29 protein-coding genes are annotated in these 26275 nt (G+C 73.1%); 5 read left to right on the top strand and 24 right to left on the bottom strand.

Going from position 1 to position 26275, the window contains the following annotated elements; all coding sequences use genetic code 11:
• The 5 genes from HZF07_RS22105 to HZF07_RS22085 form a co-directional block, all read right to left on the bottom strand.
• Positions 1 to 403, bottom strand: a 403-nt coding sequence (locus tag HZF07_RS22105) for a (d)CMP kinase (protein WP_309504923.1), incomplete at its 3' end; no start/stop codon positions are given.
• 11 nt (positions 404 to 414) lie between these two features.
• Positions 415 to 1485 (bottom strand): prephenate dehydrogenase, encoded by a 1071-nt coding sequence (locus HZF07_RS22100; RefSeq protein ID WP_157339738.1) that lies wholly within the window; start codon positions 1483 to 1485, stop codon positions 415 to 417.
• The gene (aroH, locus tag HZF07_RS22095; protein WP_181645589.1) at positions 1478 to 1864 is read right to left on the bottom strand and encodes a chorismate mutase; all 387 of its coding nucleotides are present in this window, start codon (positions 1862 to 1864) and stop codon (positions 1478 to 1480) included. Before aroH ends, HZF07_RS22100 begins: the two co-directional genes overlap by 8 nt.
• Before the next feature lie 9 nt (positions 1865 to 1873).
• The gene (locus HZF07_RS22090; RefSeq protein WP_157339737.1) at positions 1874 to 2269 is read right to left on the bottom strand and encodes a VOC family protein; all 396 of its coding nucleotides are present in this window, start codon (positions 2267 to 2269) and stop codon (positions 1874 to 1876) included.
• Between the two features lie 5 nt (positions 2270 to 2274).
• Positions 2275 to 3072, bottom strand: coding sequence for a helix-turn-helix domain-containing protein (locus tag HZF07_RS22085; RefSeq protein WP_309504922.1), 798 nt, complete (start codon positions 3070 to 3072; stop codon positions 2275 to 2277).
• A 94-nt stretch (positions 3073 to 3166) separates the two neighbouring features.
• Between HZF07_RS22085 and HZF07_RS22080 the strand changes: the two genes are divergently transcribed.
• Together HZF07_RS22080 and HZF07_RS22075 are read left to right on the top strand one after the other, a co-directional pair.
• On the top strand, positions 3167 to 3838 hold the full coding sequence (locus HZF07_RS22080; protein WP_157339736.1) for a hypothetical protein: 672 nt from the start codon (positions 3167 to 3169) through the stop codon (positions 3836 to 3838).
• Positions 3835 to 5208, top strand: coding sequence for a glutamate decarboxylase (locus tag HZF07_RS22075; RefSeq protein ID WP_157339735.1), 1374 nt, complete (start codon positions 3835 to 3837; stop codon positions 5206 to 5208). The genes HZF07_RS22080 and HZF07_RS22075 overlap by 4 nt, the downstream gene beginning before the upstream one ends.
• 17 nt (positions 5209 to 5225) lie before the next feature.
• Here HZF07_RS22075 and HZF07_RS22070 read toward each other — a convergent pair whose 3' ends face one another.
• From HZF07_RS22070 to HZF07_RS22035, 8 genes are all read right to left on the bottom strand, one after another.
• Complete coding sequence (locus HZF07_RS22070; protein WP_181645588.1) at positions 5226 to 5981, bottom strand: pseudouridine synthase; 756 nt, start codon at positions 5979 to 5981, stop codon at positions 5226 to 5228.
• A 7-nt stretch (positions 5982 to 5988) separates the two neighbouring features.
• Positions 5989 to 6726 carry an SMC-Scp complex subunit ScpB gene (gene scpB, locus HZF07_RS22065; protein WP_157339734.1) on the bottom strand — a complete coding sequence of 246 codons (738 nt, stop codon included), beginning with the start codon at positions 6724 to 6726 and terminating at the stop codon, positions 5989 to 5991.
• The gene (locus HZF07_RS22060; protein WP_157339733.1) at positions 6719 to 7588 is read right to left on the bottom strand and encodes a segregation and condensation protein A; all 870 of its coding nucleotides are present in this window, start codon (positions 7586 to 7588) and stop codon (positions 6719 to 6721) included. Before HZF07_RS22060 ends, scpB begins: the two co-directional genes overlap by 8 nt.
• Positions 7585 to 7935: a hypothetical protein gene (locus tag HZF07_RS22055; RefSeq protein WP_181645587.1), complete on the bottom strand. Its 351-nt coding sequence runs from the start codon at positions 7933 to 7935 to the stop codon at positions 7585 to 7587. The genes HZF07_RS22060 and HZF07_RS22055 overlap by 4 nt, the downstream gene beginning before the upstream one ends.
• Positions 7920 to 8735 (bottom strand): ParA family protein, encoded by an 816-nt coding sequence (locus tag HZF07_RS22050; RefSeq protein WP_232522973.1) that lies wholly within the window; start codon positions 8733 to 8735, stop codon positions 7920 to 7922. The genes HZF07_RS22055 and HZF07_RS22050 overlap by 16 nt, the downstream gene beginning before the upstream one ends.
• A gap of 367 nt (positions 8736 to 9102) precedes the next feature.
• Positions 9103 to 9414 (bottom strand): GNAT family N-acetyltransferase, encoded by a 312-nt coding sequence (locus HZF07_RS22045; protein ID WP_157339732.1) that lies wholly within the window; start codon positions 9412 to 9414, stop codon positions 9103 to 9105.
• A gap of 36 nt (positions 9415 to 9450) precedes the next feature.
• Entirely contained in the window at positions 9451 to 10488 is a 1038-nt protein-coding gene (locus HZF07_RS24640; protein ID WP_157339731.1) for a matrixin family metalloprotease, read from the bottom strand.
• Between the two features lie 106 nt (positions 10489 to 10594).
• Positions 10595 to 11455 carry a DICT sensory domain-containing protein gene (locus HZF07_RS22035; RefSeq protein ID WP_181645585.1) on the bottom strand — a complete coding sequence of 287 codons (861 nt, stop codon included), beginning with the start codon at positions 11453 to 11455 and terminating at the stop codon, positions 10595 to 10597.
• Positions 11456 to 11485: 30 nt separating this feature from the next.
• Between HZF07_RS22035 and HZF07_RS22030 the strand changes: the two genes are divergently transcribed.
• The gene (locus HZF07_RS22030; RefSeq protein ID WP_181645584.1) at positions 11486 to 11794 is read left to right on the top strand and encodes a hypothetical protein; all 309 of its coding nucleotides are present in this window, start codon (positions 11486 to 11488) and stop codon (positions 11792 to 11794) included.
• Positions 11795 to 11804: 10 nt separating this feature from the next.
• Here HZF07_RS22030 and HZF07_RS22025 read toward each other — a convergent pair whose 3' ends face one another.
• From HZF07_RS22025 to HZF07_RS22010, 4 genes are read right to left on the bottom strand one after another with little or no spacing between them, the layout of a single operon-like run.
• Positions 11805 to 14315, bottom strand: a complete 2511-nt coding sequence (locus HZF07_RS22025; RefSeq protein WP_157339729.1) for a DEAD/DEAH box helicase — start codon at positions 14313 to 14315, stop codon at positions 11805 to 11807.
• The gene (gene xerD, locus HZF07_RS22020; RefSeq protein WP_157339728.1) at positions 14315 to 15241 is read right to left on the bottom strand and encodes a site-specific tyrosine recombinase XerD; all 927 of its coding nucleotides are present in this window, start codon (positions 15239 to 15241) and stop codon (positions 14315 to 14317) included. The genes HZF07_RS22025 and xerD overlap by 1 nt, the downstream gene beginning before the upstream one ends.
• 12 nt (positions 15242 to 15253) lie before the next feature.
• Positions 15254 to 16378 carry an alanine dehydrogenase gene (ald, locus tag HZF07_RS22015; RefSeq protein ID WP_181645583.1) on the bottom strand — a complete coding sequence of 375 codons (1125 nt, stop codon included), beginning with the start codon at positions 16376 to 16378 and terminating at the stop codon, positions 15254 to 15256.
• A gap of 50 nt (positions 16379 to 16428) precedes the next feature.
• On the bottom strand, positions 16429 to 17037 hold the full coding sequence (locus HZF07_RS22010) for an NUDIX domain-containing protein (RefSeq protein ID WP_157339727.1): 609 nt from the start codon (positions 17035 to 17037) through the stop codon (positions 16429 to 16431).
• 23 nt (positions 17038 to 17060) lie between these two features.
• Between HZF07_RS22010 and HZF07_RS22005 the strand changes: the two genes are divergently transcribed.
• A complete protein-coding gene (locus HZF07_RS22005) occupies positions 17061 to 18089 on the top strand; it encodes a WD40 repeat domain-containing protein (RefSeq protein WP_157339726.1) in 1029 nt (342 codons plus the stop codon).
• A gap of 2 nt (positions 18090 to 18091) precedes the next feature.
• On the opposite strand, the gene HZF07_RS22000 is transcribed toward HZF07_RS22005, so the two are convergent.
• From HZF07_RS22000 to HZF07_RS21975, 6 genes are read right to left on the bottom strand one after another with little or no spacing between them, the layout of a single operon-like run.
• Positions 18092 to 19783: a CTP synthase gene (locus HZF07_RS22000; RefSeq protein WP_181645582.1), complete on the bottom strand. Its 1692-nt coding sequence runs from the start codon at positions 19781 to 19783 to the stop codon at positions 18092 to 18094.
• Between the two features lie 55 nt (positions 19784 to 19838).
• A complete protein-coding gene (gene recN, locus HZF07_RS21995; RefSeq protein ID WP_157339725.1) occupies positions 19839 to 21530 on the bottom strand; it encodes a DNA repair protein RecN in 1692 nt (563 codons plus the stop codon).
• Complete coding sequence (locus HZF07_RS21990; protein ID WP_309504919.1) at positions 21523 to 22473, bottom strand: NAD kinase; 951 nt, start codon at positions 22471 to 22473, stop codon at positions 21523 to 21525. Before HZF07_RS21990 ends, recN begins: the two co-directional genes overlap by 8 nt.
• Positions 22470 to 23309 carry a TlyA family RNA methyltransferase gene (locus tag HZF07_RS21985; RefSeq protein WP_181645581.1) on the bottom strand — a complete coding sequence of 280 codons (840 nt, stop codon included), beginning with the start codon at positions 23307 to 23309 and terminating at the stop codon, positions 22470 to 22472. The genes HZF07_RS21990 and HZF07_RS21985 overlap by 4 nt, the downstream gene beginning before the upstream one ends.
• A 2-nt stretch (positions 23310 to 23311) precedes the next feature.
• Positions 23312 to 23533, bottom strand: coding sequence for a hypothetical protein (locus tag HZF07_RS21980; RefSeq protein ID WP_157339724.1), 222 nt, complete (start codon positions 23531 to 23533; stop codon positions 23312 to 23314).
• A 10-nt stretch (positions 23534 to 23543) separates the two neighbouring features.
• The gene (locus HZF07_RS21975; RefSeq protein WP_309504918.1) at positions 23544 to 24578 is read right to left on the bottom strand and encodes an HAD-IIA family hydrolase; all 1035 of its coding nucleotides are present in this window, start codon (positions 24576 to 24578) and stop codon (positions 23544 to 23546) included.
• A 14-nt stretch (positions 24579 to 24592) separates the two neighbouring features.
• Between HZF07_RS21975 and HZF07_RS21970 the strand changes: the two genes are divergently transcribed.
• Positions 24593 to 25717, top strand: a complete 1125-nt coding sequence (locus HZF07_RS21970) for a DUF1015 family protein (RefSeq protein ID WP_157339723.1) — start codon at positions 24593 to 24595, stop codon at positions 25715 to 25717.
• Here HZF07_RS21970 and HZF07_RS21965 read toward each other — a convergent pair.
• The gene (locus tag HZF07_RS21965; protein ID WP_157339722.1) at positions 25677 to 26033 is read right to left on the bottom strand and encodes a single-stranded DNA-binding protein; all 357 of its coding nucleotides are present in this window, start codon (positions 26031 to 26033) and stop codon (positions 25677 to 25679) included. The two genes, HZF07_RS21970 and HZF07_RS21965, sit on opposite strands and share 41 nt — an antisense overlap.
• Between the last annotated feature and the right edge of the window lie 242 nt (positions 26034 to 26275).

Below are 26275 nucleotides of genomic sequence, written 5' to 3'. Positions count from 1 at the left end.
AGCCGATGTCGCGGCCCTCGACGACGATCCCGCCGTCCGCGGCGATGACGTCGCGCTGCATCTGCAGGAGCCGCGCCCGAACCTCGGGGACGGCGCTCACCGGCGAGACCGCGCCGTTGACGTCGTCCTGCCGGATCGCCACGGCGACGTCGGTGCCGTCGACGGTGATCGTCGGCGCCATCGGGTCGGTGCCGGACTCGATCACGGGCTCGGCGCAGCGCGCGGCCACAGCCGCCGGGTCGTGCACGTCGACACCCTGCCGCAGCATCCACCAGGTCATCGCCCGGAACATCGCGCCCGTGTCGAGGTAGCGCACGCCCAGCCGGTCGGCCACGCCCCGCGACGTGCTGGACTTGCCGGAACCCGAGGTGCCGTCGACGGCGATGACGAGGGAGCTGCTCACGGAGCCGCAGCCTACCGGTGCGTCACCCATCCCTGGGATTCCAAGGACTCCTGCAGGTGGTCGCCGCGGGCGTCGTCGACGACCAGCTCGACGAGTCCGACCGCGCGGCCCAGGTCGTGGTCGATGCGCACGTCCTCGACGTTGACGTCGGCCTCCCCCGCCGCCGCGAACAGCCGCGCGAGCACGCCGGGCTCGTCGGGCACCGAGACGAAGACCGACGCCGTGGGCCGCACCGGGCCGCCGTGCTTGCCGGGGATGGCCCGGGTCCCGGCGACGCCCTGGAGCAGCACCCCGGCGAGCGCGTCGCCGTCCTCCTCGGAGATCGCCGAGATCAGGGAGTCGAGCTGCCCCCGGACCTCGTGGAGGAGGCCGAGCACGGCCTCGGCGTTCGCGGTCACGATCTGTCCGTACAGGGCGGGGTCACCAGCCGCGACCCGGGTCACGTCGCGCACGCCCTGGCCGCTCAGCGCGAGGTGCTGCGCGGGCGCCTCGGCGAGCCGCGCCGCCACGAGCGAGGCGAGCAGGTGCGGGACGTGCGAGGTGCGGGCGACCGCGCGGTCGTGCTCCTCGGGGGTGAACCGCACCGCCACGGCACCGCACAGGTCGACCAGCTCCTCGACCAGCGCGACGGTCTCCGCGCTGTTGCCCTCGTGCGGCGTGATCGCCCAGGGGCGGCCGTCGAAGAGCGCGTACGACGCGGCGAGCGGCCCGGAGCGCTCGGAGCCGGCCATCGGGTGGCTGCCGACGTAGCGGGTCGCGAGCGCCGGGCCGACGGCGCGCAGCACCTGGGCGTGCAGCCCCGCCTTCACGCTGCCGACGTCGGTGACGACCGCGTCGCTCGCCCGCAGCGCGTCCGCGATCGCGGCGCCGAGATGCGCGGGCGGCACCGCGACCACCACGAGCTCCGGCCGGTCGTCGGGGTCTCGCGGCCGGCCGGCGCCGACCGCGGCCGCCGTGCGCACGTGCTCGGCGGAGACGTCGGTGAGCAGCACCTCCAGGCCCGCGCGCCGGCAGGCGAGCGCGACCGAGGTGCCGAGCAGACCGGTGCCGACGACCTCGACGGGGCCGACCAGCTCACTCATCGTCGGGCACCGCGCGCACGCGGGCGAGGTCACGGCGCAGCGCGGCCGCGCCGTGCAGGTAGACGTGGGTGACGTCGGCGCGCGGCAGGTCGGTCTCGACGTGCGCCATCATCCGCACCACCCGCGGCATCGACCCCTCGATCTCGAGCTCGCGCGCGCAGATCAGCGGCACGTCACCGAACCCGAGCCGCCGCGCGGCGTACGCCGGGAACTCCGAGTGCAGGTCGGAGGTCGCGGTGAAGATCACCGAGATGAAGTCGTCGACGTCGAGGCCGTTGGCCTCCATCACGTCGGTCACCATCTCCGCGACCCGCTCGAGCAGGTGGTCGCGCACGTCCTCGTCGAGCTGGGTCGCTCCTCGCACTGCCCTGACTGCCACCCGAGCAGGTTACTGGGGTTGGTAGCTCCCGAAGGACCAGTGGTTGCCCTCTGGATCCTCGACGCTCCCGCCGCGCCCGCCGTAGTCCTCGTCCCGCATCGTGCGGACCACGCTCGCGCCCGCCGCGACGGCCTGGTCGAAGACCCTGTCGGGGTCGTCGGTGACGAGGTACGCCGCCGAGCCGCCGACGTTGGTGACCACGCCGCCGGCGCGCTGGCTGCCGAACATGATCCCGCCGCCGCCCGGCCACAGCCACTCGGCGTGCACGACGACCGACGGGTCGGTCTCGTCGCGGTAGGTCGCGTGCTCGACGAACCCGATCGCGCCCAGCCAGGCGATCATCGCGTCGGCGTCGCGGAACGACATCGTGTGCCAGACCTTGACGTCTGCTGCTGCGCTGCTCATGCGCCTCACTCTTCCGCGGAGGGCCCGCCCAGGTCTTGAAGGAAGGGGAACTCCTCGCGCAGCCAGGTCGTCGGCGGGCAGCCGGCGAGCGCGACCCACTCCCGGGTGAGGTGGGCCTGGTCGGCGTACCCGCACCGCTGCGCGGCCTCGGCCAGCGGCACCCGGCCGAGCAGCGTCCGCGACCGCTCGAAGCGGCCGACCCGGCGCACCTCCTGCGGCGTCAGCCCGCACTCGCGGCGCACCAGCGCGCCGAGGTGCCGGCGGCTGTAGCCGACCTCGTCGGCGACCTCCTGCACACCCGCGCCCCGGGTCAGCCGGGCCAGGGCGTGACCGACCTCCGGCCGGGTCCTCACGGCGTCCCGTTCGCGGAGGCACGCGAGGAGCGCGGCCTCGACGACCGCCTCGCGGTGCGTGGCCGCGGTCGCGGCGAGCCGCTCGGGCAGGTGCCGGAGCGTCGGCGCGACGTCCGGGAGCTCGACCAGCTCCCCGGCCAGGGCCCCGGCCGGCACGCCGAGCAGCGCCAGCGCGCCCGCCGGCGTGAGCCCCAGCTGCACGCCCGCCTGCGTGCCGTCGTGGTGGATCTCGGCCGGGTGCGCGTGCAGCCCGGAGACCGTCGACCACCGGCGCGCGCGGCTGCCCGGCACCCCCTGCCACCCGACGTCGAGCGGCTCCCCCACCGGCAGCACGAAGGTCAGCGTGGTGCCGGGGAGCCCGCGGTGCACCCCGGGCGCGCCGAGGTCGACGTCGTACGCCGTCAGCGCGGCGACGTACGGCGCCAGCGCGGGGTGGATCGCGGCGCCCACGGAGCCACCGTACGCGGGTCACCCGATCCGGGTGGTGCGACGCCCAGCCCTGTCCCAGAACACTGTGGGGATCGCCCCCGCACGCCTGAACGCCATGATCGCCGTGCTCTTCATGATCGGCTCGGCGTGCTTCGCGCTGGGCTCGGTCCCTGCCTACCTCGACCGGGTCGGCGAGCGTGCCGACGCGTGGACGTTCGTGGTCGGCGCCGTGTTCTTCACCTCGGCGTCCTTCGCCCAGCTGCTCCAGGCGCAGACCCCGGCGATGACCGCGGCCGACGACCGCAGCCAGCACGTCCGGACGCCGGTGCGCTGGTGGGCGTGGCTGCCCCACGACCGGGGCTGGCTCGCCGCCGCCACCCAGTTCCCCGGCACGCTCTGCTTCAACGTGAGCACCATCGCCGCGCTCGCGACGTACTCGACCGCGCAGGCGGAGGACCACCACGTCTGGCGCCCGGACGTCTACGGCTCGACGCTCTTCCTGGTCTCCAGCGCGTACGCCGTCGCGGCGCTCGGCCGCTCGCCGTTGGTGCACCAGCTGCGCACGCTGCCGGGCGGGATCGCCTGGCTGAACATGCTGGGGTCGATCCTGTTCGGCCTCTCCGCGATCGGCGCGTTCGTCCTCCCGGACGGAAGCGCGGTCGACGACGCCGTCGCTGTCGGCGGCACCCTCCTGGGCGCCGTCTGCTTCCTCCTCGGCGCCGCCTTGATGTTCCCGGCGTGGTCCCGCGCCGTCCGCCTCCCCCTCACCCGAGGAGAACCGACATGACCAACAGCTCCTACGACTCGGACGCCGCGCTCTTCGGCAACCGGTTCGCCGTCCAGGACACCCCCAGCCGCACCTTCCCCGAGGGTGGCATGACCGCGGTCGACGCCTACCGGCTGGTGGCCGAGGACCTCGTCATCGAGGGCGACCCCGCCCGCAACCTGGCCACGTTCGTGACCACCTGGATGGAGCCTGACGCGCAGCGGCTGATCGCGGAGAACCTGCACCGCAACTTCATCGACCACGCGGAGTACCCGCGCACCGCGGAGATCGAGCAGCGGTGCATCCGGATGCTCGCCGACCTCTTCCACGCGCCCGGGGAGACCACCGGTGCGCGGACGCAGGGCTCGTCGGAGGCGATCATGCTCGGCGCGCTGTCGCTGAAGTGGAACTGGCGGACCCGCCAGCAGGCCGCCGGCCGGCCGACCACCAGCCCGAACCTGGTCTTCGGCGGCGACGTGCACGTGGTCTGGGAGAAGTTCTGCCGCTACTTCGACGTCGAGCCGAGGATCGTGCCGCTCCGGCCGGACAAGTACACGATCGGCCCCGAGGACGTCGAGCCGTTCCTCGACGAGAACACCATCGGCGTGGCCGCCGTCCTCGGCACCACCTTCACCGGGCACCGCGACGACGTCGTCGGCATCAACGACCTGCTCGTCCGGGTCCGCGACGAGCGCGACATGGACATCCCGCTGCACGTCGACGGCGCGAGCGGCGGCTTCGTGTGGCCGTTCCTCTACCCCGACTCCCCCTGGGACTTCCGGCTCGAGCAGGTCCGCTCGATCAACGCCTCCGGCCACAAGTTCGGCCTGGTCTACCCCGGCGTCGGCTGGCTGATCTTCCGGGAGAAGGCCGACCTCGCGCCCGACCTGGTGTTCCGGGAGAACTACCTCGGCAAGACCGACGAGACCTTCACGCTGAACTTCTCGACCGGCTCGAGCATGGTGCTGGCCCAGTACTACAACTTCGTGCGCTTCGGCCGCGCCGGCTACCGCTACAAGCTCCAGAACATGCAGCACAACGCCCACCGGCTGGCCGACCAGCTCGAGGAGATGGGCCGGTTCGAGGTCATCGGACGCGACCACGAGCAGCTGCCCCTGGTGGCGTTCCGACTGGCCGGCGAGGCGCCGTACGACGAGTTCGACATCGCCTGGCAGCTCTCCGCCGAGCGCGGCTGGATGGTGCCGGCGTACACGATGCCGCCGGACGCGCAGGAGGTGACGATCATGCGCGCCCTGGTGAAGGAGACGTTCAGCCAGGAGCACGTCGACACCCTCGCCCGCGACATCGCCGAGGCCTGCGCCACGCTCGACGCCAAGGGCGGCGCGCACCCGTCCGAGCGCGCCAAGATGGTGGTCGGCCCGGGGCACTGACCGATGGCGACGCCCGGCTACAGCTGGGCGGAGTCCAGCAGCTCGCCGAGCTCGGCGGAGGTGAGCTCGCGCATCTCGCCGGTGCCGAGCCGGCCCAGCCGCACCGGGCCGATCGCGGTGCGGGTGAGCCGGCGCACCGGGTGGCCGACGTGGTCGAGCAGCCGCCGCACGATCCGGTTGCGGCCCTCGTGGATCACCAGCTCGACGATCGACTTGGCCTCGGACGCCTCGACGATCCGCACCTTGCGCACGGTGACCGGGCCGTCGTCGAGGGTGACGCCCTCGAGGAGCTGCTTGGTGGTCCGGCGGAAGACCTCGCCCTCGACCTCGGCGACGTAGGTCTTGTCGACCTCGTACGACGGGTGCGCCATCCGCTGCGCGAAGTCGCCGTCGTTGGTCAGGATGATCAGGCCGGTCGTGTCGGTGTCGAGCCGGCCGACGTGGAAGAGCCGCTCGGGACGGTCGGCGACCAGGTCACCGAGCGTGCGCCGCCCCTCGGGGTCCGACATCGTCGACACGACACCCCGGGGCTTGTTGAGCACCAGGTAGACCTTCTCGGAGATCGGCGGCAGCCGCTTGCCCTCCACCCGGATCACCGCGGTGCGCGGGTCGACCTTGGTGCCGAGCCGGGTGACGACCTCGCCGTCGACCTCGACCGCGCCCTCGAGCATCAGCTCCTCGCACTTGCGGCGGGAGGCGACACCCGACTGCGCGAGCAGCTTCTGGAGCCGGATCAGGCCCTCGTCGTCGGTCTCGATGCCGTGCTCGTTCACGCCGTCCTCACGTGGGTTCGGTCCCGCCGTCGGGCTCGGTGCCGTTGCCGGAGTGCGGCGAGTGCGGGCTGGGCGGCGCGGGCTCGGGCTCCTGCTCGGAACCGACCGGCTCAGCGACCGGCGCCGCCATCTCGGCGAGCTCGTCCTCGAGGTCCGCCATGTCGGGCAGGTAGGGCGCCAGCTCCGGCAGCTCGTCGAGCGAGCTGATGCCGATCCGCTCCAGGAAGTAGGTGGTGGTGCGGTAGAGGTTGGCGCCGGTCTCGTGGTCGTTGCCGGCCTCCTCGACGAGGCCACGGCTCAGCAGCGTGCGCATCACGCCGTCGACGTTGACGCCGCGGATCGCGGACACCCGCGCCCGCGACACCGGCTGCTTGTAGGCGACCACCGCGAGCGTCTCCAGCGCCGCCTGCGTCAGCCGCGCCTGCTGGCCCTCGAGCACGTAGCCCTCGACGACCGCGGCGTACTCGTCGCGCGTGTAGTAGCGCCAGCCGCCACCGACGTGGCGCAGCTCGAAGCCGCGGCCCTGCTCGGTGTACTCCGACGCCAGCGCGTCCAGCGCGGCGGTGACCTCGTCGAGCGGGTAGCCCACGGCGCTCGCCAGCGTCATCGTCTCCATCGGCTGGTCGGCGACCATGAGCAGTGCCTCGAGCGAGGGCCGCAGCGCGGCGAGTGGTACGGCGATCTGCTCCTCGACCTGCTCGTCGACCGGCACGTCGACCGGCTCGTCGACCCGGGTCTCACTCATCGCCGTCATCTCCCTCTGTGTCGGACTCGGCACCAGTCTCCGCCTCCGGCGGCGCACCGTCGAACTCGTCGGTCACCAGGTCCTCGGCCGCGGTCTCGTCGTCACCGGTCCACCGGACCGTCAGCTCGCCCAGCGCCGTGACCTGCTCGAAGGCGACCGCACCCTCGCGGAAGAGCTCGAGCAGCGAGAGGAACCGCGCCACGGTCGTCAGCCGGTCCGGCGAGTCGCCGCATAGCGCGCGGAACGTCATCGCGCCGGTACGCCGGAGCCGCTCGACGACCAGCGCCGCCTGCTCACGGACGCTGACCTTCGCGGCGTGGATGTGGTGCAGCGACAGCTCGAGCACCGGCTTCGGCTCCAGCGCCTTGGCCGCGAGCTGGGCGAACTGCTCGAGGCCGATCCCGATGAGCACGTCGGGCAGCAGCCCGGCGAACCGCTCCTCCAGGCCGACCGCGCGCGGGTGCCGGCGTCCCTCGTCGGCCAGCCGCTCCGAGAGCAGGCTGGCCACCTGCTTGAAGGCGCGGTACTGCAGCAGCCGTGCGAAGAGCAGGTCGCGGGCCTCCAGCAGCGCGAGGTCCTCCTCGTCCTCGACGTCGCCCTGCGGCAGCAGCCGCGCGGCCTTGAGGTCGAGCAGGGTGGAGGCGACCAGCAGGAAGGACGTCGTCTGCTCGAGGTCCCACGTCGACCCCAGCGCCTTGACGTGCGCGATGAACTCGTCGGTGACCGTGGAGAGCGAGACCTCGGTGATGTCGAGCTTGTGCTTGGCGATCAGGTTGAGCAGCAGGTCGAAGGGGCCCTCGAAGTTGTCGAGCCGCACCTCGAACCCGGGCGCCGCATCCGGCTGGTGGATCTCGGCGGTCATTCCTCGGTCAACCGTCGCACCAGGGCACTGTCGTCACCGTTGGCCTCGAAGTCGGCGAGCACCATCGCGATCGCCTCGCGCACCAGCCGGCCGCGGTCGACCGCCAGGCCGTGGGCGCGCCGCAGCACCAGCCGCGCGTGCTCGAGGTCGAGCAGCTCGTCGGAGGTGACGTAGACGGTCATCTTCTCGTCGTGCCGCACGCGACCGCTGGGCTTGCGCCGCTTCTCCGAGCCGTCGTCGGTCTCCGGCTCCGGCCGGTCCTCGGGCTCCGGTGCGGAGGTCTCGTCGGCGGGTGCGGTCGGACGGAAGAGGTCGTCGGCCGCGGGCAGGCTCACTCGTCGTGCCACCGAGCGAGCACCTCCTTCGCGAGCTGGCGGTAGGCGTCGGCGCCGCTCGACGACGACGCGTAGGTCGTGATCGGCTCGCCGGCGACGGTCGAGTCCGAGAACTTCACGGTGCGGCGGATCACGGTGTGGAAGACCGTGTCGCCCCACGCCTGGACCAGCCGCTCCATCACCTCGCGGCTGTGCAGCGTGCGGCCGTCGTACATGGTGCCGAGCACGCCGTCGATCGACAGCTTGGGGTTGAGCCGCTCGCGGACCTTGTCGATGGTCGTCTTGAGCAGGGCCACGCCGCGCAGCGCGAAGTACTCGCACTCCAGCGGGACGATGACGCCGTCGGAGGCGGTGAGCGCGTTGACGGTCAGCAGGCCCAGCGAGGGCTGGCAGTCGATGAGGATCACGTCGTACTGCTCGAGGGCGGGCGCGAGCACCCGCTGGAGGGTCTGCTCGCGCGCCACCTCGTGGACGAGCTGCACCTCGGCTGCCGAGAGGTCGATGTTGGACGGCAGCAGGTCCATGCCGGGCACGCCGGTGGAGACGACGACCTCGTCGAGCGTGGTCTCGCGGTCCATGAGCAGGTTGTAGATCGTCAGCTCCATCTCGTGGGGGTTGAGCCCCAGTCCGACGGAGAGCGAGCCCTGCGGGTCGAAGTCGACGAGCAGCACCTTGCGGCCGAACTCGGCCAGCGACGCCCCGAGGTTGATCGTCGTCGTGGTCTTGCCGACCCCGCCCTTCTGGTTGCACATCGAGATGACCCGCGCGTGGCCGTGCGTCGTCAACGGCGTCGGCTCGGGCAGGACGGGCATCGGGCGGCCGGTCGGGCCGAGCGGGGCCTCGCCGGCGGCCGGGCGCTCGAAGGGCAGGGGGTCGGACACGGGCGACTCATCTCGCTGGTCGGGGGAAGGGGACGGGGCTGGGGAGCGGGGCGGCATCTCGCCGGCGGCTGAGGACTCTCCGTACGTGCCGCCTGCGCTCATCCGACGCTCCTCCCCGACATGTCGACACAACGACTTGTGGCCGACTCCGGGCGAGCCTAGGACCGGGGTCCGACAGCGACAACCTCGGGGGCGAAACCCCCAGCCCCACAGGGAAATCTGTGCACGAGTTGTGCACGGCGCCAGTCTCCGGGTGCACAGGGTGGGTGCTCCCTGTGCACAGTCCTGTGGAGGAGCGTCAGTCCCGCGCGGTGCTCCGCGGGGCGCCGTACACGAGGTCGGCGTAGTCGGGGTGCTTGCCGATCCAGGTCTTGATGAAGGGGCACAGCGGCAGCACCTCGTACCGGCCCTCGGCACGGACGGCGTCCAGCGCGTAGCGGGCCAGCGCCGAGCCGATGCCGCGACCCTCGTAGGCGTCGCCCACCTCGGTGTGGGTGAAGACGACGAGCTTGTCGGTCATCTGGTACTCCGCGAACCCGGCGAGCTCGCCGTCGATGTGCGCCTCGTAGCGGCTCTGGGCGGGGTTGTGGGAGGTCACGACGTCGGCCATGCCGTCCACCCTACGGACGCCACTCCAGCGACGGGCCTACAGGCACCCCGGCCCGGCGCCGATCCGCGCGATGCCGGCGAGGTCACCGGCACCGAAGGTCGTGTTCTGTCCGGTCGCCACGGGGTACATCAGCTGCGTCGGCTGCTCGGCGTGGCCGAGGCCGAGCACGTGCAGCGTCTCGTGCAGCAGCACCTGGCCGAAGCTGCTCGCGCCGAAGCCGGGCCGCGGCCGCAGCGGGTCCGCGTTGTCGAGCGTCACCCAGCCCCGGGTGAGCTCCCAGGCCACGTCGTGACCGCTGACCTTGGTCCCGAGGGCACCGCCGAGGCCCACGACGCTGTTGACCAGGGACGAGAGCAGCCTGGCGTTCGCCCAGCCGATCGTGATGTCCGCACCACCGGTGAGCGCGTTGGACGCCCCCAGGTAGACCAGCGGCGTGGGGCCGGCGTACTGGAAGGTGAGGCCGGAGGCGCTCGCGATCTTCGAGAACGCCGCCGTGACGTCGGCGAGCGCGTCGTAGGCCTCACCGGCGGGGTTGTAGCTCCACGTGATCGGCTCGCACGGGTTCCACCGCGACCCGCCGTCCATCAGGAACGTCCAGTCGTCGGGGCGCTCCACCTGGGAGGCGACGACCCTGACCGACAGCGCTCCCGTGCGTACGGCGCGGAGCCGCTGCACGCGTGGCGCCTGGGCGCGGAACACGCGGTCGCCGGCGTCGGAGCCGGCCGCGAGCGAGATGCGGTAGGCGCCGCGCTTGGTCGACCGGGTCCTGCCCACCACCACCCAGTGGTCGTCGCGACGTTCGGCGACCTGCACCACACGGGTGCGGCGTACTCGGCCGTCCGCCGTCCTGACCTTGCCGGTGAGCACGACCCTTCCCCCGGCCGCGACCTGCTGGGGCCCGGTCACCGTCAGCGCGACGGCGCGGGCGCGCGCCGGGCTGGCCGCGCTCTCGTCGGGCGTGGTGCTGACCGTCGAGCCGGCGTACGACGGGCTCGCCCCGGTCACGAGGGCGAGGGCGAGGAGGGCGGCGGGCAGGGCGCGCGAAAGGGCGATCGGACGCATGTCGCCGTCCACGATCTCACCAAATTGAGGTATTCGCAGCATTCCGAGCTCGGATGCTGGCGCGGTCCTGATACAGACGCCGGGCGGGTCGGCTCGGCGCGCTCCCCCGCTGGGTCTGTCAACGGGAGACGGCGTCGACGTACGCGACGACCCGGTTGAACAGCGTGCTGACGGAGGCCAGGTCGGCGACACCCGTCCGCGGATCCTCGGCGAGCGCGTGCAGGAGCGCCGGCGCTCCGGGGTCGCCGTGCTCGCCCGCGATCCGCGCGCAGGTGCGGGCGGCGTGCCGCACCGCGCGCGGCTCGACTGTCCAGACCGCCTCGAAGATCCGGTCCCGGTCGGCCACCGCGGTCTGACCCGGCAGCTCCCACGCCGCCAGGGCGGCGGGGAGCTCGACGGAGTCCGAGACGACCGTCCACTCCCGGTGCATCGGGGAGTCCGGCCCGAGCGCCACCTCGCGCGGAGCCGAGTCGCTGGTGGTCACCGGGAAGTCCGCGAACACGACCGCGTCCCTCGCCACCCGGGCGAGCTCGCGCCACCGCGGCCGCGACCGGTCGTAGAACTCCTGGTCCTGGAACGCCCCGAAGAGCACGGGTCTCGCCGCCTGCGCGGCGAACTCGTCCTCGATCGCCCAGGACAGGGCGATCAGCGTCGACTTCCGGAGCCGGTGGCCGACCAGCGCGGGGTGCGCCCGACGCAGCTCGGCGTACACCGACCCGGACGGCGGCTGCGACGCGGACCCGCTCAGCGCGGTGGTGGCCTCGGCGATGGCGAGGTCGAGCCGGCGCCCTCCGTCGCGCAGGCGGACCACGTCGCGCACCAGCTCCACGACGTGGGCGTCGTAGCGCCGGTGGCCGCTCGGCAGCCGGAGCGGCGTCGGGAACCCGTGGCGCTGCTCCCAGGCGCGGATGGTGGCGGCACCGACCCCGGTCCGCTCGGCGAGGTCGCCGATGGTGATCAGGTCCGCTGACTTCGACATGATGTCGAGTCTATCGGGTATAACTTCTACATGGTGCACAACTTCGCTCGATCTCTCCGCGCCGTCACCCCGTTCGACCGGGCGACGCCCGAGCACTTCTACGACGCCACCATCGAGCACGCGTGGCCGCTCGCGCTGGCGCTGTACGACGGCGACGGCCGCGCCGCAGCGGACGCCGTCGTGGCCGCCTACGGCTCCGCGTGGCATGCCGGCACCCGCGACCGCACGTCCCTCCTCGTGATGCTCGTGCAGGGGGCGCGGCACCGGCGCAGGTCCGGAGCGGTGGTGCTGCCGTTCACCTCCCGAGGGCGCAGCGCGCCGCCGCCGCTGCCCGCCTGAGCGAGAGGGCTCAGCCGCCGAGCCGTCGCATCGCGGTCGCCGAGAGCACCAGCTCACCTGACTCGTCGGAGGCGTCGAGGTCGACGACGGCCTCGATGAGCCAGTCGTGGTGGCCCTCGGGGTCGTGGATCGTCTGCCGCACCTGCCACCGTCGCCCCGACTCCTCGACCGCGAGCAGGGCCGGTCCGCGCGCGTCGGGGTCCAGGACGACCCGGTCGTGCTCGGCGTAGTACTCCTCCAGCGCCTCGTCCCACGCCGAACGGGTCATCACGACCTCGCCGGGCGGGTCGGTGCGGTCGGCCGCGGCGCGCTCCATCCCGACCAGCCCGTCGAGGTCGTCGCGCGCGACCAGCTCGACCCGGCGCCACATCGCGTTGCGGATCATCACCCGGAAGGCCCGCGACTGCTTGGAGATCGGCCGCGGCGACGGTGGGGGCTCGTGGTGGGCGACGTCGGAGCGGACGTGCTCGGGGTCGGCCAGCGCCTCCCACTCGTCGAGCAGCGAGGAGTCGGTCTGCCGGATGGTCTCCCCCAGCCACTCCGCCAGGTCGTCGAGCTCGGGGGTGCGGTGCTGCTCGGGCACCGTCTGCCGCAGGGTCCGGTAGGCGTCGGTCAGGTAGCGCAGCACCAGCCCCTCCGACCGGGCGAGCTGGTAGCGCGACACGAAGTCGGTGAACGACATGCCCTGCTCGTACATCTCGCGCACGATCGACTTGGGCTGCAGCGCGTCCTCGGGCAGCCAGGGGTGGGTCTGCCGGTAGATCTCGTACGTCGCCTCGAGCAGCTCGGCGAGCGGCCGCGGCCAGGTGACCTCCTCGAGGAGCGCCATCCGCTCCTCGTACTCGATCCCGTCGGCCTTCATCTCGGCGACCGCCTCGCCGCGCGCGGCGTACTGCTGCTGCACCAGGATCTGCCGCGGGCCCTCGAGCACCGCCTCGACGACCGACACGATGTCGAGGGTGTGCTCCTCGGCCTCGGGGTCGAGGACGTCGAGCGCCGCCAGGGCGAAGTGGGCGAGCGGCTGGTTGAGCGCGAAGTCGGCCGGCAGGTCGACGGTGAGCACGTAGCGGCGGCCGAGCTCGTCGGGCTGGTCGAGCCTGGTGACGACGCCGGAGCGCTGCAACGACCGGGCCAGGCGCAGCGCGCGCCGTGCCAGCCGGACCTGCTGGCGCGGGTCCTCGTGGTTGTCGGTGAGCAGCCGGCGCAGCACCGGGAAGGCGTCCTCGTCGCGGGCGAGGACGTTGACGAGCATCGCGTTGTCGACCTTCATCCGCGACACCAGCTGCTCGGGCACGCCGGCGACCAGCTTGTCGTAGGTCTGCTCCGACCAGACGACCGTCCCCTCGGGCGGCTTGCGCAGCTGCACCTTGGAGTTCTTCTTGCCGGCCGCCTGCCGCGCGGCGATCTTGGCCTTGGCCCGCTCGTTCTCGATGACGTGCTCGGGCGCCTGCACGACGACGTACCCGGCGGTGTCGAAGCCGGCCCGGCCGGCCCGGCCGGCGATCTGCAGGAACTCGCGGACCCGCAGGATCCGCTGCCGGCTGCCGTCGAACTTCGCGAGCCCGCTGAAGAGCACCGTGCGGATCGGCACGTTGATGCCGACGCCGAGCGTGTCGGTGCCGCAGATGACCGCGAGCTGCCCCGCCTGCGCGAGCTGCTCGACCAGCCGCCGGTAGCGCGGGAGCATCCCCGCGTGGTGGACGCCGATCCCCCGGCGCAGCAGCCTGGAGAGCGTCTTGCCGAAGCCCGCGCCGAAGCGCACGTGGTCCAGGCGGTCGCCCAGGTCGGGCTTGGGGACCCAGGCCGCGTTGAGCAGCGAGGTGGCGTGCTCGACGGCGTCCTTCTGGGTGAAGTGCACGACGTAGACCGGGGCCTGGCCGGTCGTGACCAGCTCCTCCAGCGTCTCGGCGAGTGGGGTGACGGACCACGAGAACGTCAACGGCACCGGGCGTACGGCGTCGTCGACGACCGTCGTCTCCCGACCGTTGCGCCGGGTCAGGTCGGCGGCCAGGTCGGTGACGTCGCCCAGGGTCGCCGACATCAGCAGGAACTGTGCCTGCGGGAGCTCGAGCAGGGGCACCTGCCAGGCCCACCCGCGGTCCGGCTCGGCGTAGAAGTGGAACTCGTCCATGACCACCAGCCCGACGTCGGCGTGCCGGCCCTCCCGCAGGGCGATGTTGGCGAGCACCTCGGCGGTGCAGCAGATGATCGGGGCGTCGGCGTTGACCGACGCGTCTCCGGTGAGCATGCCGACGTCAGCAGCGCCGAACTCCTCCACCAGCGCGAAGAACTTCTCACTCACCAGCGCCTTGATCGGCGCGGTGTAGAAGGACACCCGGTCCTCGGCCAGCGCCGCCCGGTGCGCGGCCTCGGCGACCAGCGACTTGCCGGAGCCGGTCGGTGTCGCCAGCACGACGTTGTCGCCGGCCAGCAGCGCCAGCACCGCCTCCTCCTGGTGGGGATAGAGGGTGAGGCCGCGCGCCGCGGCCGCGGCGGTGATGTCGTCGAGGAGGTCGGCCATCAGTCGCGGGCTCTCGGATGGGCCGCCGCGAAGACCTCGCGCAGGTTGTCGACGGTCACGAGCGTGTAGACCTGCGTGGTCGTCACCGAGGCGTGCCCGAGCAGCTCCTGGACCACGCGGACGTCAGCCCCGCCGTCGAGGAGGTGGGTGGCGAACGAGTGCCGCAGCGTGTGCGGCGAGACGTCCTTGGTCACCCCGGCCCGGTCGGCCGCCTTGACGAGCACCGCCCACGCCGATTGACGCGACAGCCGGCCACCGCGGGCGTTGAGGAAGAGCGCACCGCGTGCCCCACCCGCGGTCGAGGCGAGCTCGGGCCGGCCGCGCACCAAGTAGGCGTCGATCGCCTCCCGGGCGAAGGAGCCCACCGGGACGATCCGCTCCTTGCTGCCCTTGCCGCGCAGCAGCACCGTCCCGTCCACGGCGTCCAGGTCGTCGACGTCGAGCCCCACCGCCTCCGAGATGCGCGCACCGGTGCCGTAGAGCAGCTCCAGCAGCGCCCGGTCCCGCAGCGCCAGCGTGGTGCCGGGCGACCCGGCCGCGTCGAGGATCGCCTCGACGTCGGCCAGTGGCAGCGCCTTGGGCAGCCGCTTGGCCGGCGCCGGCGGCTTCACCCCGCTCGCGGGGTCCGCCGTCGCGAGGCCGTCGGCGACCGCGAACCTGTGGAAGCCGCGCACCGCGACGACCGTCCGCGCAGCCGAGGTGGAGCTCAGCGGCGGGTGGTCGGCGTCGCCCTCGCGCAGCCGCACCAGGAAGCCGGTCACGGTCGCCTCGGTGACCTCGTCGAGGTCGGCGATGCCGGCCCCGTCGAGGTAGCCGAGGTAGCGCCTCAGGTCGCGGCGGTACGACGCGAGCGTGTTCGCGGCGAGCCCGCGCTCGACCGAGAGGTGGTCGAGGTAGGTGCGCACCGCACGCTGTGGATCTCCCATGGCGGGAGAAGCCTAGGCGAGCACGCTCTCCAGGGTGACTGCGTCGATGCCCACCGCCTCGCCGACCGGGGCGTTGGTGAGCTCGCCGGCGTGCGTGTTGAGACCCAGCGCGAGGCTGCGGTCGTCGCGGCAGGCCTGCTGCCAGCCCTTGTCGGCGAGCGCCACGGCGTACGGCATGGTGGCGTTGGTGAGCGCGTAGGTCGAGGTGTTGGGCACCGCGCCCGGCATGTTCGCGACGCAGTAGAACGTCGAGCCGTGCACCTGGTAGGTGGGGTCGGAGTGCGTCGTCGCGTGGGTGTCCTCGAAGCAGCCACCCTGGTCGACGGCGATGTCGACGAGGACCGAGCCGGGCTTCATCTGGGCGACCAGGTCGTTGGAGACCAGCTTCGGCGCAGCGGCGCCGGGGATCAGCACGGCACCGATCACCATGTCGGCCTCACGCACCTGCTGCTCGATCGCCAGTTTGGACGACGCCAGGCCGTGGACGCGGTTGTTGTAGCGCCAGAAGGACATCCGCAGCTTGTCGAGGTCGGTGTCGAGCAGGGTCACGTCGGCGCCCATGCCGAGCGCGATGTTGGCGGCGTTCTGGCCGGAGACGCCGGCGCCGATGATGACGACCTTGGCGTTGGCCACTCCCCCGACGCCGCCCATGAGCACACCGCGACCGCCCTGGGCCTTCATCATCGAGTAGGCGCCGACCTGGGGCGCGAGACAGCCCGCGACCTCGGACATCGGGTAGAGCAGCGGCAGCCCGCCCGAGGGCAGCTGCACGGTCTCGTAGGCGATGCCGGTGATCTTGCGCTTCAGCAGCTCCTCGGTCAGCGGCTTGTCGGCGGCGAGGTGCAGGTAGGTGAAGAGCGTCAGGCCCTCCCGCATTCGGTCGTACTCCTCGGCGACGGGCTCCTTGACCTTCAGCACCATGTCGACGCCACCGTCGGTGCCCCACGCCTCCTCGGCGGTCGCGACGATCGTCGCGCCGGCGCCGGCGTACTCCTCGTCCGTCACCTGCGAGCCGACGCCCGCACCCGTCTGGATGAGCACCTCGTGACCGTGAGCGACGAGCTCGTGCACGCCGATCGGGGTGATGGCCACCCGGTACTCGTGGTTCTTGACTTCCTTCGGGACGCCGACCTTCACTGCTGCTCCTTCGGTGATCCGCACCACACCGTTGTGGCGCCGCCGCGAGCCTACTCCCGCCGATCCGGGGTCCCGACGAGACCCCGGTCGCCCGCCAGGAGCACCGCGAGCATCGTGTGCGCGTCGGTCAGCCGGCCGTCCAGGGCGGCCGCGCGCAGCTCGACGTACGGCACCCAGCCGGTCTGCATGTCGGCCTCCTCGTGGTGGGCCACGAAGTCGCCGCGGTCGACCTCGCGCAGGTCTCGGGCCAGGTAGTACTGGTGGATCTCCGACGAGATGCCGGGCGAGGAGTACGACGTCCCGAGGTGCGTCCACGACTCCGCGTCCAGCCCCGCCTCCTCGACCAGCTCGCGCTGCGCCGTCACCGCAGGGTCCTCGCCGTCGACGTCGAGGAGGCCGGCCGGCAGCTCGACGAAGCGGCGACCCGCGGGGTGCCGGTACTGCCACAGGCAGAAGACGCGCTCCTCGTCGTCGACGGCGAGCACGACGACCGCGCCGGGGTGCTCGAGGACCAGCCGGCTGAACGGCTCCTCCTCCGGCGCGTCGGGACGCTGAATCCAGTCCTCGCGCAGCGCCACCACCCAGTCGTCGCGGTGCCGGTCCTCCGACCGGACGACCGGCCACTCCTCCGCGCTGTCGGTGAGCTCCGGGTTCGTCATGCCCGCGACGTTATCGTGGGCCGATGGCTCTCGGACCGCGCGTCGCCGTCGTGCTCGGCCTCCTGCTCGCGATCGGCGCTGCTCCGGCCGCGGCCGACCCGCCCTCGCTGCTCGTCACCGGCCCGCGGGGCCTCTACCGCGCCGAGGTCACCGCACCGCACGACCGGGTGCTGGCGTTCCGCCTGCGCCGGACGGGGTACGGCGACGTCGAGGTGTCACCGAGCGGCCGGATCCTCGTCGCCCGGGCGCCCGGGCTGGACCTCAACGTGCGGGTGCTGGAGGTCGGCGGCGACGGGGCCGTCGTACGGGTGGCGGAGCCGCCGCCGGAGTCGTGCCTCTCGCACACGGCGATCTCACCAGACGGGCGTCAGGTGTCCTGGGCCGCGGCGCCCCAAGGGCCGGAGGGCTGCGGGCACCCGACCACGATCCACCTCGCCACGGTCGACACCGGCGCGCGTCTGGACCTGCCGGCACCGGCGCTCGCCGGGATGTTCGGGACCCGGTCGGCGTTCTCGCGGGACGGCTCGCTGCTGCTCTCGACCGGGCGGATCCAGCACCGCAGCGTGGTCCGGATCTTCGACACCGCCACCGGGGCCGTCCTCCGCGACGTCCCCCGGAGCTGGCCGACGAACCTCCCCGCCCCGGGCGGCCGCGTCGTCGTGCGCGTGGTCGGACCCGCACGGCCCGGCTGCCGGCTGGTCGCCGTCGACCCGCGCTCCGGCGCTGCGCCGACCTGCTGGGACCGGTCCCGCCGGCTGACGCCGTCGGCGGCCAGGACCATCAGCGCCAGCCCCGACGGTCGCACGCTGGCGTGGACCGAGGTCCGCCACGGCACGTCGTACGTCGTGCTCGCGCCGGTGCGCCGGCCGGCGCACGAGCGGGTGCTCGGCCCCGCCCGGACCGGGCCCGGCCGGCCGAGGGTGCACTGGGTCGGCAACCGCTTCCTGGCCACCGTCAGCCCCGAGGACGACTCGCGAGCGGTGCTGCGGGTGCGCGACGGACGGGTGGTCTGGCAGGACCCGCCGCCGCCCTTCTACGGCTGGAGCGGCTGAGGTCAGTCCTCGTCGGCGAACTCGGGGTGCAGCTTGCTCTCGTCGATCGGGAAGCGCAGCTCCTTCTGCCGCTCGATCGCCGCGCCCACCAGGCCCTTGAAGAGCGGGTGCGGCCGGGTCGGGCGGGAGCGCAGCTCGGGGTGCGCCTGGGTGGCCACGTAGTAGGGGTGCACGGCGCGCGGCAGCTCGACGAACTCGACCAGGTTGTTGTCCGGCGAGGTGCCGGAGAAGACCAGGCCCGCCGCCTCGAGCTGCTCGCGGTAGGAGTTGTTGACCTCGTAGCGGTGCCGGTGCCGCTCCTCGATGAGGGCCTCGCCGTACGCCTCGCGCACCACCGAGCCCTCCTTGAGGGCGGCCGGGTAGAGGCCGAGGCGCATGGTGCCGCCGAGGTCGCCGGCGCCCTCGACGAAGGCCAGCTGCTCGTCCATCGTGGCGATGACCGGCTCGGGGGTGTCGGGATCGAACTCCGTCGAGGCGGCCTTCTCGAGGCCGAGCTCGGTCCGGGCGTACTCGATGACCATGCACTGCAGGCCCAGGCACAGGCCGAGCGTCGGGATGCCGTGCGTGCGCGCGTAGGTGAGCGCGCCGAGCTTGCCCTCGATGCCGCGGATGCCGAACCCGCCCGGCACGCAGATCGCGTCCACGTCGTGCAGGTGCTTCGCGGCGCCCGCCTCGGTCTGGCACTCGTCGGAGGCGATCCAGCGGATGTTGACCTTGGCCTCGTGCGCGAAGCCGCCGGCGCGCAGCGCCTCGCCGACCGAGAGGTAGGCGTCGGGGAGGTCGATGTACTTGCCGACCAGCGCGATCGTGACCTCCTCCTTCGGGTGGTGCACCCGGCGGAGCAGGTCGTCCCACAGCGTCCAGTCGACGTCGCGGAAGGGCAGGTCGAGGCGGCGTACGACGTAGGCGTCGAGGCCCTCGCGGTGCAGGACCTTGGGGATGTCGTAGATCGACGGCGCGTCGGCCGCGGTGACGACGGCCTCCTGGTCGACGTCGCACATCAGGGAGATCTTGCGCTTGATCCCGTCGGGCAGCTCGCGGTCGGCACGGCAGACGACCGCGTCGGGCTGGATGCCGACCTGGCGCAGCGCGGCGACGGAGTGCTGGGTGGGCTTGGTCTTGAGCTCGCCCGAGGGACCGATATAGGGGACCAGCGAGACGTGCAGGAAGAAGACGTTGCCGCGGCCGATGTCGTGGCGCACCTGGCGCGCGGCCTCGAGGAACGGCAGCGACTCGATGTCGCCGACGGTGCCGCCGATCTCGGTGATGACGACGTCCACGTCGTCCTCGCCCATGGCGAGGATGCGCTCCTTGATCTCGTTGGTGATGTGCGGGATCACCTGCACGGTGTCGCCGAGGTAGTCGCCGCGGCGCTCCTTGGCGATGACGCTGGAGTAGACCTGGCCCGTGGTCACGTTGGCGATCTGGCCGAGGTCGGTGTCGAGGAACCGCTCGTAGTGCCCGATGTCGAGGTCGGTCTCCGCGCCGTCGTTGGTCACGAAGACCTCGCCGTGCTGGAAGGGGTTCATCGTCCCCGGGTCGACGTTCAGGTAGGGGTCGAGCTTCTGCATCGTCACGCGCAGGCCGCGCGAGCGGAGAAGGCGGCCGAGGCTGGACGCCGTCAGGCCCTTACCGAGAGAGGAGGCGACGCCTCCGGTCACGAAAACGTGCTTGCTGGGCGTCCCGTTGTTCACGGAACTCCATGCTACGTCAGGTCGGACGCACCCGCCGACTCGACGCACCGACGGATCAGGCTCGCCGTGCCTCCTGGGCCACCTCGAGCAGCTCCCGGGCGTGCGCGAGCGCGGTGTCGGAGTCCGCGAGACCGGCCAGCATCCGAGACAGCTCGCGCTCGCGCTGGGCGTCGTCGAGGACCGTCAGGCCGGAGCTGGTGACCGTGCCATCGGAGGACTTCTCCACGACCACGTGCCGGTCTGCGTACGCCGCGACCTGCGGCAGGTGGGTCACCACGAGGACCTGGGCGTTGCGGGCCAGCTCGGCGAGCCGGCGACCGACCTCGACCGCGGCCGCACCGCCGACCCCGGCGTCGACCTCGTCGAACACGAACGTCGGGACCGGGCTCGTGCCCGCCAGCGCCACCTCGAGGGCGAGCATCACCCGCGACAGCTCACCGCCGGAGGCGCCCTTGGTCAGCGGCCGCGGCTCCGATCCGGTGTTGGCGGCCAGCATCAGCTCGACCTCGTCGGCGCCCGAGGACGTGAACCGGTCGGTCGGGCGCACGTCCACGCTGAGCCGGGCGTGCGGCATCGCCAGCAGCGTGAGCTCCGCGGTGACCTGCTCGCCCAGCCGCCCGGCGGCCTCGGTGCGGGCTGCGCTCAGCGCCGCGGCCGCCGCGCCGCGCTCGCGGCGCAGCACCTCCTGCTCGGCCCGCAGCTCCTCGATCCGCTCGTCGGTGTGGTCGAGGTCCAGCAGCCGGGTCGCGGACCGCTCGGCCCAGGCCAGCACCTCGTCGATCGACTCGCCGTACTTGCGCGTCAGCGCGGTCAGCGCCGCCCGCCGCTCCGAGACCGCCGCGAGCCGCGCCGGGGCGGTGTCGATGCGGGCGGCGTAGGACGCGACGTCGGCCGCCACGTCGGAGAGCAGGTAGGTGATCTCGGCCAGCCGGTCGGCCAGCTGACCCGCCTCGGCGTCGTGCTCGCGCACGCCGTCGAGCAGGGTCCGGGCCGCCGAGGTCGTCGCCAGGGCATCGGGGTGCCCGTCCTCGCTGGAGAGCGTTTCGCGGGCCTGCTCGGCCGCGGTGCGCAGGGTGTCGGCGAAGCCCAGCCGGGACTCCTCGGCCGCCAGGGTGGCGTCCTCGCCGGGCTCCGGGGCCACCGCCTCGACCTCGCCCAGCCCGAACCTCAGGAGGTCGGCCTCCTGCGCGCGCTCGCGAGCCGTGGCGACCACCTCGTCGAGCTCGCGCTCGACCGCGTCGAGGCGTCGGTAGAGATCGGCGTAGGTCGTCAGCAGCGCCGCCAGCGGCTCGCCGCCGAACCGGTCCAGCGCCTCCCGCTGCGCCCGTGCCTGCAGCAGCCGGTGCTGGTCGGACTGGCCGTGCACGGCCACCAGCGGCTCGGCCACCTGGCCGAGCGTCGCCACCGGGACCGACGCCCCTCCCACGAACGCCCGCGACCGGCCTTCGGCCGAGACGTTGCGAGCCAGCACCACCTGGCCGTCCTCGACCTCGCCGCCGGCCTCCTCGACCGCTTCGGCGAACGCCGCCAGACCCTCGGCGCGCACCACGCCCTCGACCCGGGCCGTCTTGGCTCCGGTGCGCACCGCGCCGGTGTCGGCCCGGCCGCCGAGCAGCAGGCCGAGGGCGGTGACGATCATCGTCTTGCCGGCGCCGGTCTCACCCGTGATGACGGTGAGGCCGGGGCCGAGCTCCAGGGTCGAGGACTCGATCACGCCCAGGGACGAGATCCGGATCTCCTCAAGCATCGGTCTCCTCGGTGGAGCGACGCCGGCGCTCGGCCGAGCCGCGCCAGCCCTCGACCGGCAGGTCGAACTTCGCGACCAGCCGGTCGGTGAACGGCGCCTCGTGCAGGCGCACCAGGCGCACCGGCAGGCGGCCGCGGCGTACCTCGATGCGGGCGCCGGGTGGGAGCTCCACTGCGCGCCGCCCGTCGCACCACAGCACGCCGGCGCTCTCCGTGCCGGCGAGCACCTCCACGGCCAGCGTCGACGAGGGCGAGACGACCAGCGGCCGGGCGAACAGCGCGTGCGCGCTGATCGGCACCAGCAGCAGCGCCTCGACCTCGGGCCACACCACGGGGCCGCCGGCGCTGAAGTTGTAGGCGGTCGAGCCGGTCGGCGTCGCGCACACCACCCCGTCACAGCCCCAGCGCGACAGCGGCCGGCCGTCGATCTCGACGACCACCTCGAGCATCCGCTCGCGGGCCGCCTTCTCCACACTGGCCTCGTTGAGGGCGAAGGTGCGGGTGATCAGCTCGCCGTCGCGGTAGACGGCGACGTCGAGGGTCAGCCGGTCCTCGGCGGTGTAGCGGCGCTGCACGACCGCGTCGATCGTCGACTCGAGGTCGTCGTACTCAGCCTCCGCGAGGAAGCCCACGTGCCCGAGGTTGACGCCCAGCACCGGCGTGCAGACCTCGTGGGTGAGCTCGGCCGCACGGAGGATGGTGCCGTCGCCGCCGATCACCACCACGAGCTCGCAGTCGCGGCTCGGGTCGGGCTCGGTCGCGATCTCGACACCGTCGCCGGTCCCCAGCGCCAGGTCGCCCGCCTCCTGCGGCAGCAGCCGCACCACCATCCCGTGGGCGGTCAACGCCTTGGTGAACGAGCGCGCGACGTCGCGGGCGTCGTCGCGCCCGGTGTGGGCGACGAGCAGCACCCGGCGGCTGGTCTGCTCGGTGGAGGTGGTCACGGGTCCACCTTCTCACCCGCGACCCCCACTGGCGCGTCAGCCACCACGGCGCTGTGGATGTCCTCGTCGCTCAGCTCGGCGGGGCCGCGCCGCAGCCACAGGAAGAACTCGACGTTGCCCGACGGGCCGGGCAGCGGGCTGCGCGCCACCATCTTGGCGCCCCAGCCGCGGGACGCGGCGGCGGCGGCCACCGACTGCACGGCCTCCGCGCGCAGCTCGGGGTCACGGACCACGCCGCCCTTGCCCACCCGCTCCTTGCCGACCTCGAACTGCGGCTTCACCATCAGCGCCAGGTCGGCGTCGGGCTCGACCACGCTGAGCAGTGCATCGAGCACCAGCAGCAGCGAGATGAAGGACAGGTCCCCCACGACCACGTCCACGGGGCCGCCGATCAGCTCCGGCGTGAGCTCGCGGATGTTGGTGCGGTCGTGGACCACGACCCGCTCGTCCTGCTGCAGCCGCCAGGCCAGCTGTCCGTAGCCCACGTCGACCGCGACCACCTGCGCGGCGCCGTGCCGCAGGAGCACGTCGGTGAACCCGCCGGTCGAGGCGCCCGCGTCCAGGCACCGACGACCCTCGACCACCAGCCCGGCCGGCCCGAACGCCGCCAGCGCGCCGGCGAGCTTGTGCCCGCCCCGGGAGACGTAATCGGGACGGTCGGGGTCGTCGGCGACCACCAGCGCGACGTCGGTCGTCACCCCGGTCGCGGGCTTCGTCGCGACCGCGCCCGCCACCTTCACCCGGCCCTGGGCGACGAGGTCGGCGGCGTGCTCGCGTGACCGGGCCAGGCCTCGACGGACCAGCTCGGCGTCGAGACGGAGTCGGCGCGGGGGCACGGTCAGGCGGGGTCGTCCGCGGGGTCCACGGCGTCCAGCGCGCGCCGCAACTCGGTGTGCGCGGTCTCGAACACCCCCACGTGCTCCTCCAGCGGGCGGTCGTCGAGCTCCTCGACAGCGGTTATCACCTCGTCGACGCGGGACACCCCGGTGCGCACCCGCTCCGGCTCCGGCGGGGTCGCCGGCGGCTCGTCGGGGGTGGGCAGGTCCGGGTCCTCGGTCATGCGCCCGAGGCTACCCCTCCCGGGGCGGCGTGAGCCCGTCCAGGTCGGGCACCGTGCCGCCGCCGTCCACATGTCGCCAGGCGGCGCTCGCGACCACCCGCCACCAGTCCCCCGCGGCTCCGGCACCGGTGACCTGCAGCCGGCCGTCACCGACCTCCGCGGACCAGCCGCCGAGCACCTGCCGGCCACCGTCCTCGCGGGGCGCGGCGTGCGCCTCGAGGAGCCCGGTCAGGTCCGGCGCCACGTAGGTCGGCCGCAGCTCCTCCGGGGCCGTCACCAGCTCCTCGAGCCCCGTCACCCCCGTCAGCACGAGCAGCGAGTCGAGCCCCGCGCGCCGAGCGCCCTCGATGTCGGTGTCGAGCCGGTCGCCGACCATCAGCGGTCGCTGGCCGCCCATCCGCCGCACCGTCTCGTCGAGCAGCGGCCGCTCGGGCTTGCCCGCCACGACTGGGTCGACGCCGGAGAACCCGCGCAGCATGTCCACCTGGACGCCGTGGCCCGGCGCGACACCGAACGCCGCCGGGAAGGTGGCGTCGGTGTTGCTCGCCACCCAGGGCAACCCGTCGCGGATCCGGACCGCGGCGCGCATGATGTCGGCCCACAGCACGTCCGGCCCGTAGCCGGTCGCGATGGCCACCGCGTCCTCGTCCGCGCCCACCGGCACCAGGCCGACGGCGACGAGTGCCTCCCGGAGGCCGTCGGCCCCCAGGCACACCACCCGTGCGCCGGCGCCGAACCGGTCGGACACCAACCGCGCGGCCGCCTGGGCCGACGTCACCACGTCGTCGGTCGACGCGTCGACCCCGAGGTCGCGCAGGTGCTGGGCGACCTGCTCCGGCGGCCGCGACGCGTTGTTGGTGATGAACGCCAGTCGCACCCCGTCGGCACGTGCCGCGGCCAGGTGCGCGGCGGCGCCCGGCACCGCCTCAGGCCCGATGTAGACCACGCCGTCGAGGTCCAGCATCGCGAGGTCGTACCCGCGCGACAGCGGCTCCGCAGACCCACCCAGCACCGCGACCTCCCAGCGTCGTCCTTGTCGACGCACCCTACGATGCTCCGATGGACTCCGGCGGCGTGGCCACCCCCGCGCTGGCGGCGCGACCGCTGCGGCTGGAGCCGTTCCGGGCTCTCATGCTGGCCCCCGGTCGGATCGGCGCGCACGCGTCCGCGCGGGCCTTCGCCCGCCCTTACCACGACGTCGTGGAGCGCTTCGCCGCCTGGCAGCGCAGTGGGCAGGTGCGCGAGGACGACGACGCGGCGCTCTACCTGCACGAGTACACCGCCTCCGGCGTGACCGTCCGCGGCCTCGTCGGCGCCCTGGACCTCACTCGCACCACGAGCCAACCGCACGAGGCCGCCGTCTACCCCCACGAGGGCGTGCACCCCGCGCGGGCAGCCGAGCTCGCCGACCGGATGGCCGCCATGGCGCTCAACCCGGCTCCGATCCTGCTGACCCACCGCGCACCCGCGACGCTTCGGGCCCTGCTGCGCGAGATCCGGCGGGCCACCGCCGACCACCAGTTCACCGACCGGTCCGGGCAGTACCACCGGGTGTGGGCGATCCGCTCGCCCGACGAGCTCGTCGCCATCGCGGGCATGCTCGAGGACACCCACGCCGTGATCGCCGACGGGCACCATCGGTACGCCGCCTACGGGCACCTCCGCACCACCCATCCCGAGCTCGCGCCGGCGACCGACGCCGGCCTGGCGATGCTGGTCGACCAGGACGACACCCCGCTCTACCTCGGCGCGATCCACCGGATCCTCCACGGGCTCCGCTTCGGCGACCTCGAGGATCTGGGGCCGCCCCTCGGACCGGACGAGGCGGTGGCCGCCCTGGCCCCTGACGTCCTCGTCATCACCGACGGCCACAGCTGGGCGACGCTGCCCGTGCCGCGGGTGGGCGACCGGCTCGGCGTCGAACGGCTGCACGAGGACGTGCTGCCCCACCTCGCCCGGAGCCCCTCGTCCATCGGGTACGCCCACAGCGTCGACGACGCCCTCCGAGCGGTCGCGCGCCGCCGCGGACTGGCCGTCCTGATGCCGGCACCCGAGTTCGGGGACGTGCTGCACGTGGTGGAGCGGGGCCGGCTGTTGCCGGAGAAGGCCACCTCGTTCCAGCCGAAGCCGAGCGTCGGGGTCCTCATCCGGTCTCTGCGCGCCGCACCAGGCGCCCACGACTGACCTCGACCTCCACCCGGGACGCCGGGCCGCTGCCGGTGCGGAAGAACCGGCGTCGGACCGCTCCTTCGACCTCCACGACATCGGCGGCACGCCACGCGGCCACCGAGCGTCTGGCTCGGGCCGACCAGGCGGTGCAGTCGAGGGCGTCCACCCGGGTGCGGGCGTCGCTCTCCGGTCGCGTCACGATCACCCGGAACGTCCAGATCACGTCACCGCTGGGCAGGGTGCGCTCCTCGGGATCGGCGGAGAGCCGGCCGACCAGCCGCACCACGTTGGCGGACTGCTCGGCTTCTACCTTCTTGGTCGGTGCAGACATTGCACATCACCTCCGCCGGCAACGCTCCGCCGAGGCACCGACATCGCGTCAGCTGCGCCGAGGATCCTGTGCACAACGGCGTCTGGAACCGCACTGTGGACGACTCCTGGCAAGCACGCCGGCTGCGCCGCAAATGCGAACAGGGCCACCCCCGAGGGGGTGGCCCTGTTCAAAAGGATGTCCGGCGGCGTCCTACTCTCCCACAACCTCTCGGTTGCAGTACCATCGGCGCTGAAAGGCTT

Source organism: Nocardioides agri, from assembly GCF_013778305.1.
Taxonomy (GTDB): domain Bacteria; phylum Actinomycetota; class Actinomycetes; order Propionibacteriales; family Nocardioidaceae; genus Nocardioides; species Nocardioides agri.
The sequence above is the reverse complement of the archived record's forward strand: the minus strand, read 5'-3'. Positions and strand labels throughout refer to the sequence as shown.

What these genes read in the sequence shown, in the direction of transcription:
- HZF07_RS22100 (WP_157339738.1), bottom strand. Translation starts at nt 1,485, where the DNA reads ATGAGTGAGCTGGTCGGCCCCGTCGAGGTCGTCGGCACCGGTCTGCTC.
- HZF07_RS22080 (WP_157339736.1), top strand. Translation starts at nt 3,167, where the DNA reads ATGATCGCCGTGCTCTTCATGATCGGCTCGGCGTGCTTCGCGCTGGGC.
- HZF07_RS22030 (WP_181645584.1), top strand. Translation starts at nt 11,486, where the DNA reads ATGGTGCACAACTTCGCTCGATCTCTCCGCGCCGTCACCCCGTTCGAC.
- HZF07_RS22075 (WP_157339735.1), top strand. Translation starts at nt 3,835, where the DNA reads ATGACCAACAGCTCCTACGACTCGGACGCCGCGCTCTTCGGCAACCGG.
- HZF07_RS21970 (WP_157339723.1), top strand. Translation starts at nt 24,593, where the DNA reads ATGGACTCCGGCGGCGTGGCCACCCCCGCGCTGGCGGCGCGACCGCTG.
- HZF07_RS21980 (WP_157339724.1), bottom strand. Translation starts at nt 23,533, where the DNA reads ATGACCGAGGACCCGGACCTGCCCACCCCCGACGAGCCGCCGGCGACC.
- HZF07_RS22010 (WP_157339727.1), bottom strand. Translation starts at nt 17,037, where the DNA reads ATGACGAACCCGGAGCTCACCGACAGCGCGGAGGAGTGGCCGGTCGTC.
- HZF07_RS22035 (WP_181645585.1), bottom strand. Translation starts at nt 11,455, where the DNA reads ATGTCGAAGTCAGCGGACCTGATCACCATCGGCGACCTCGCCGAGCGG.
- recN (WP_157339725.1), bottom strand. Translation starts at nt 21,530, where the DNA reads ATGCTTGAGGAGATCCGGATCTCGTCCCTGGGCGTGATCGAGTCCTCG.
- HZF07_RS22005 (WP_157339726.1), top strand. Translation starts at nt 17,061, where the DNA reads ATGGCTCTCGGACCGCGCGTCGCCGTCGTGCTCGGCCTCCTGCTCGCG.
- HZF07_RS22090 (WP_157339737.1), bottom strand. Translation starts at nt 2,269, where the DNA reads ATGAGCAGCGCAGCAGCAGACGTCAAGGTCTGGCACACGATGTCGTTC.
- HZF07_RS22045 (WP_157339732.1), bottom strand. Translation starts at nt 9,414, where the DNA reads ATGGCCGACGTCGTGACCTCCCACAACCCCGCCCAGAGCCGCTACGAG.
- scpB (WP_157339734.1), bottom strand. Translation starts at nt 6,726, where the DNA reads ATGAGTGAGACCCGGGTCGACGAGCCGGTCGACGTGCCGGTCGACGAG.
- HZF07_RS22060 (WP_157339733.1), bottom strand. Translation starts at nt 7,588, where the DNA reads ATGACCGCCGAGATCCACCAGCCGGATGCGGCGCCCGGGTTCGAGGTG.
- HZF07_RS21965 (WP_157339722.1), bottom strand. Translation starts at nt 26,033, where the DNA reads ATGTCTGCACCGACCAAGAAGGTAGAAGCCGAGCAGTCCGCCAACGTG.
- xerD (WP_157339728.1), bottom strand. Translation starts at nt 15,241, where the DNA reads ATGGGAGATCCACAGCGTGCGGTGCGCACCTACCTCGACCACCTCTCG.
- HZF07_RS22050 (WP_232522973.1), bottom strand. Translation starts at nt 8,735, where the DNA reads ATGCCCGTCCTGCCCGAGCCGACGCCGTTGACGACGCACGGCCACGCG.
- HZF07_RS22025 (WP_157339729.1), bottom strand. Translation starts at nt 14,315, where the DNA reads ATGGCCGACCTCCTCGACGACATCACCGCCGCGGCCGCGGCGCGCGGC.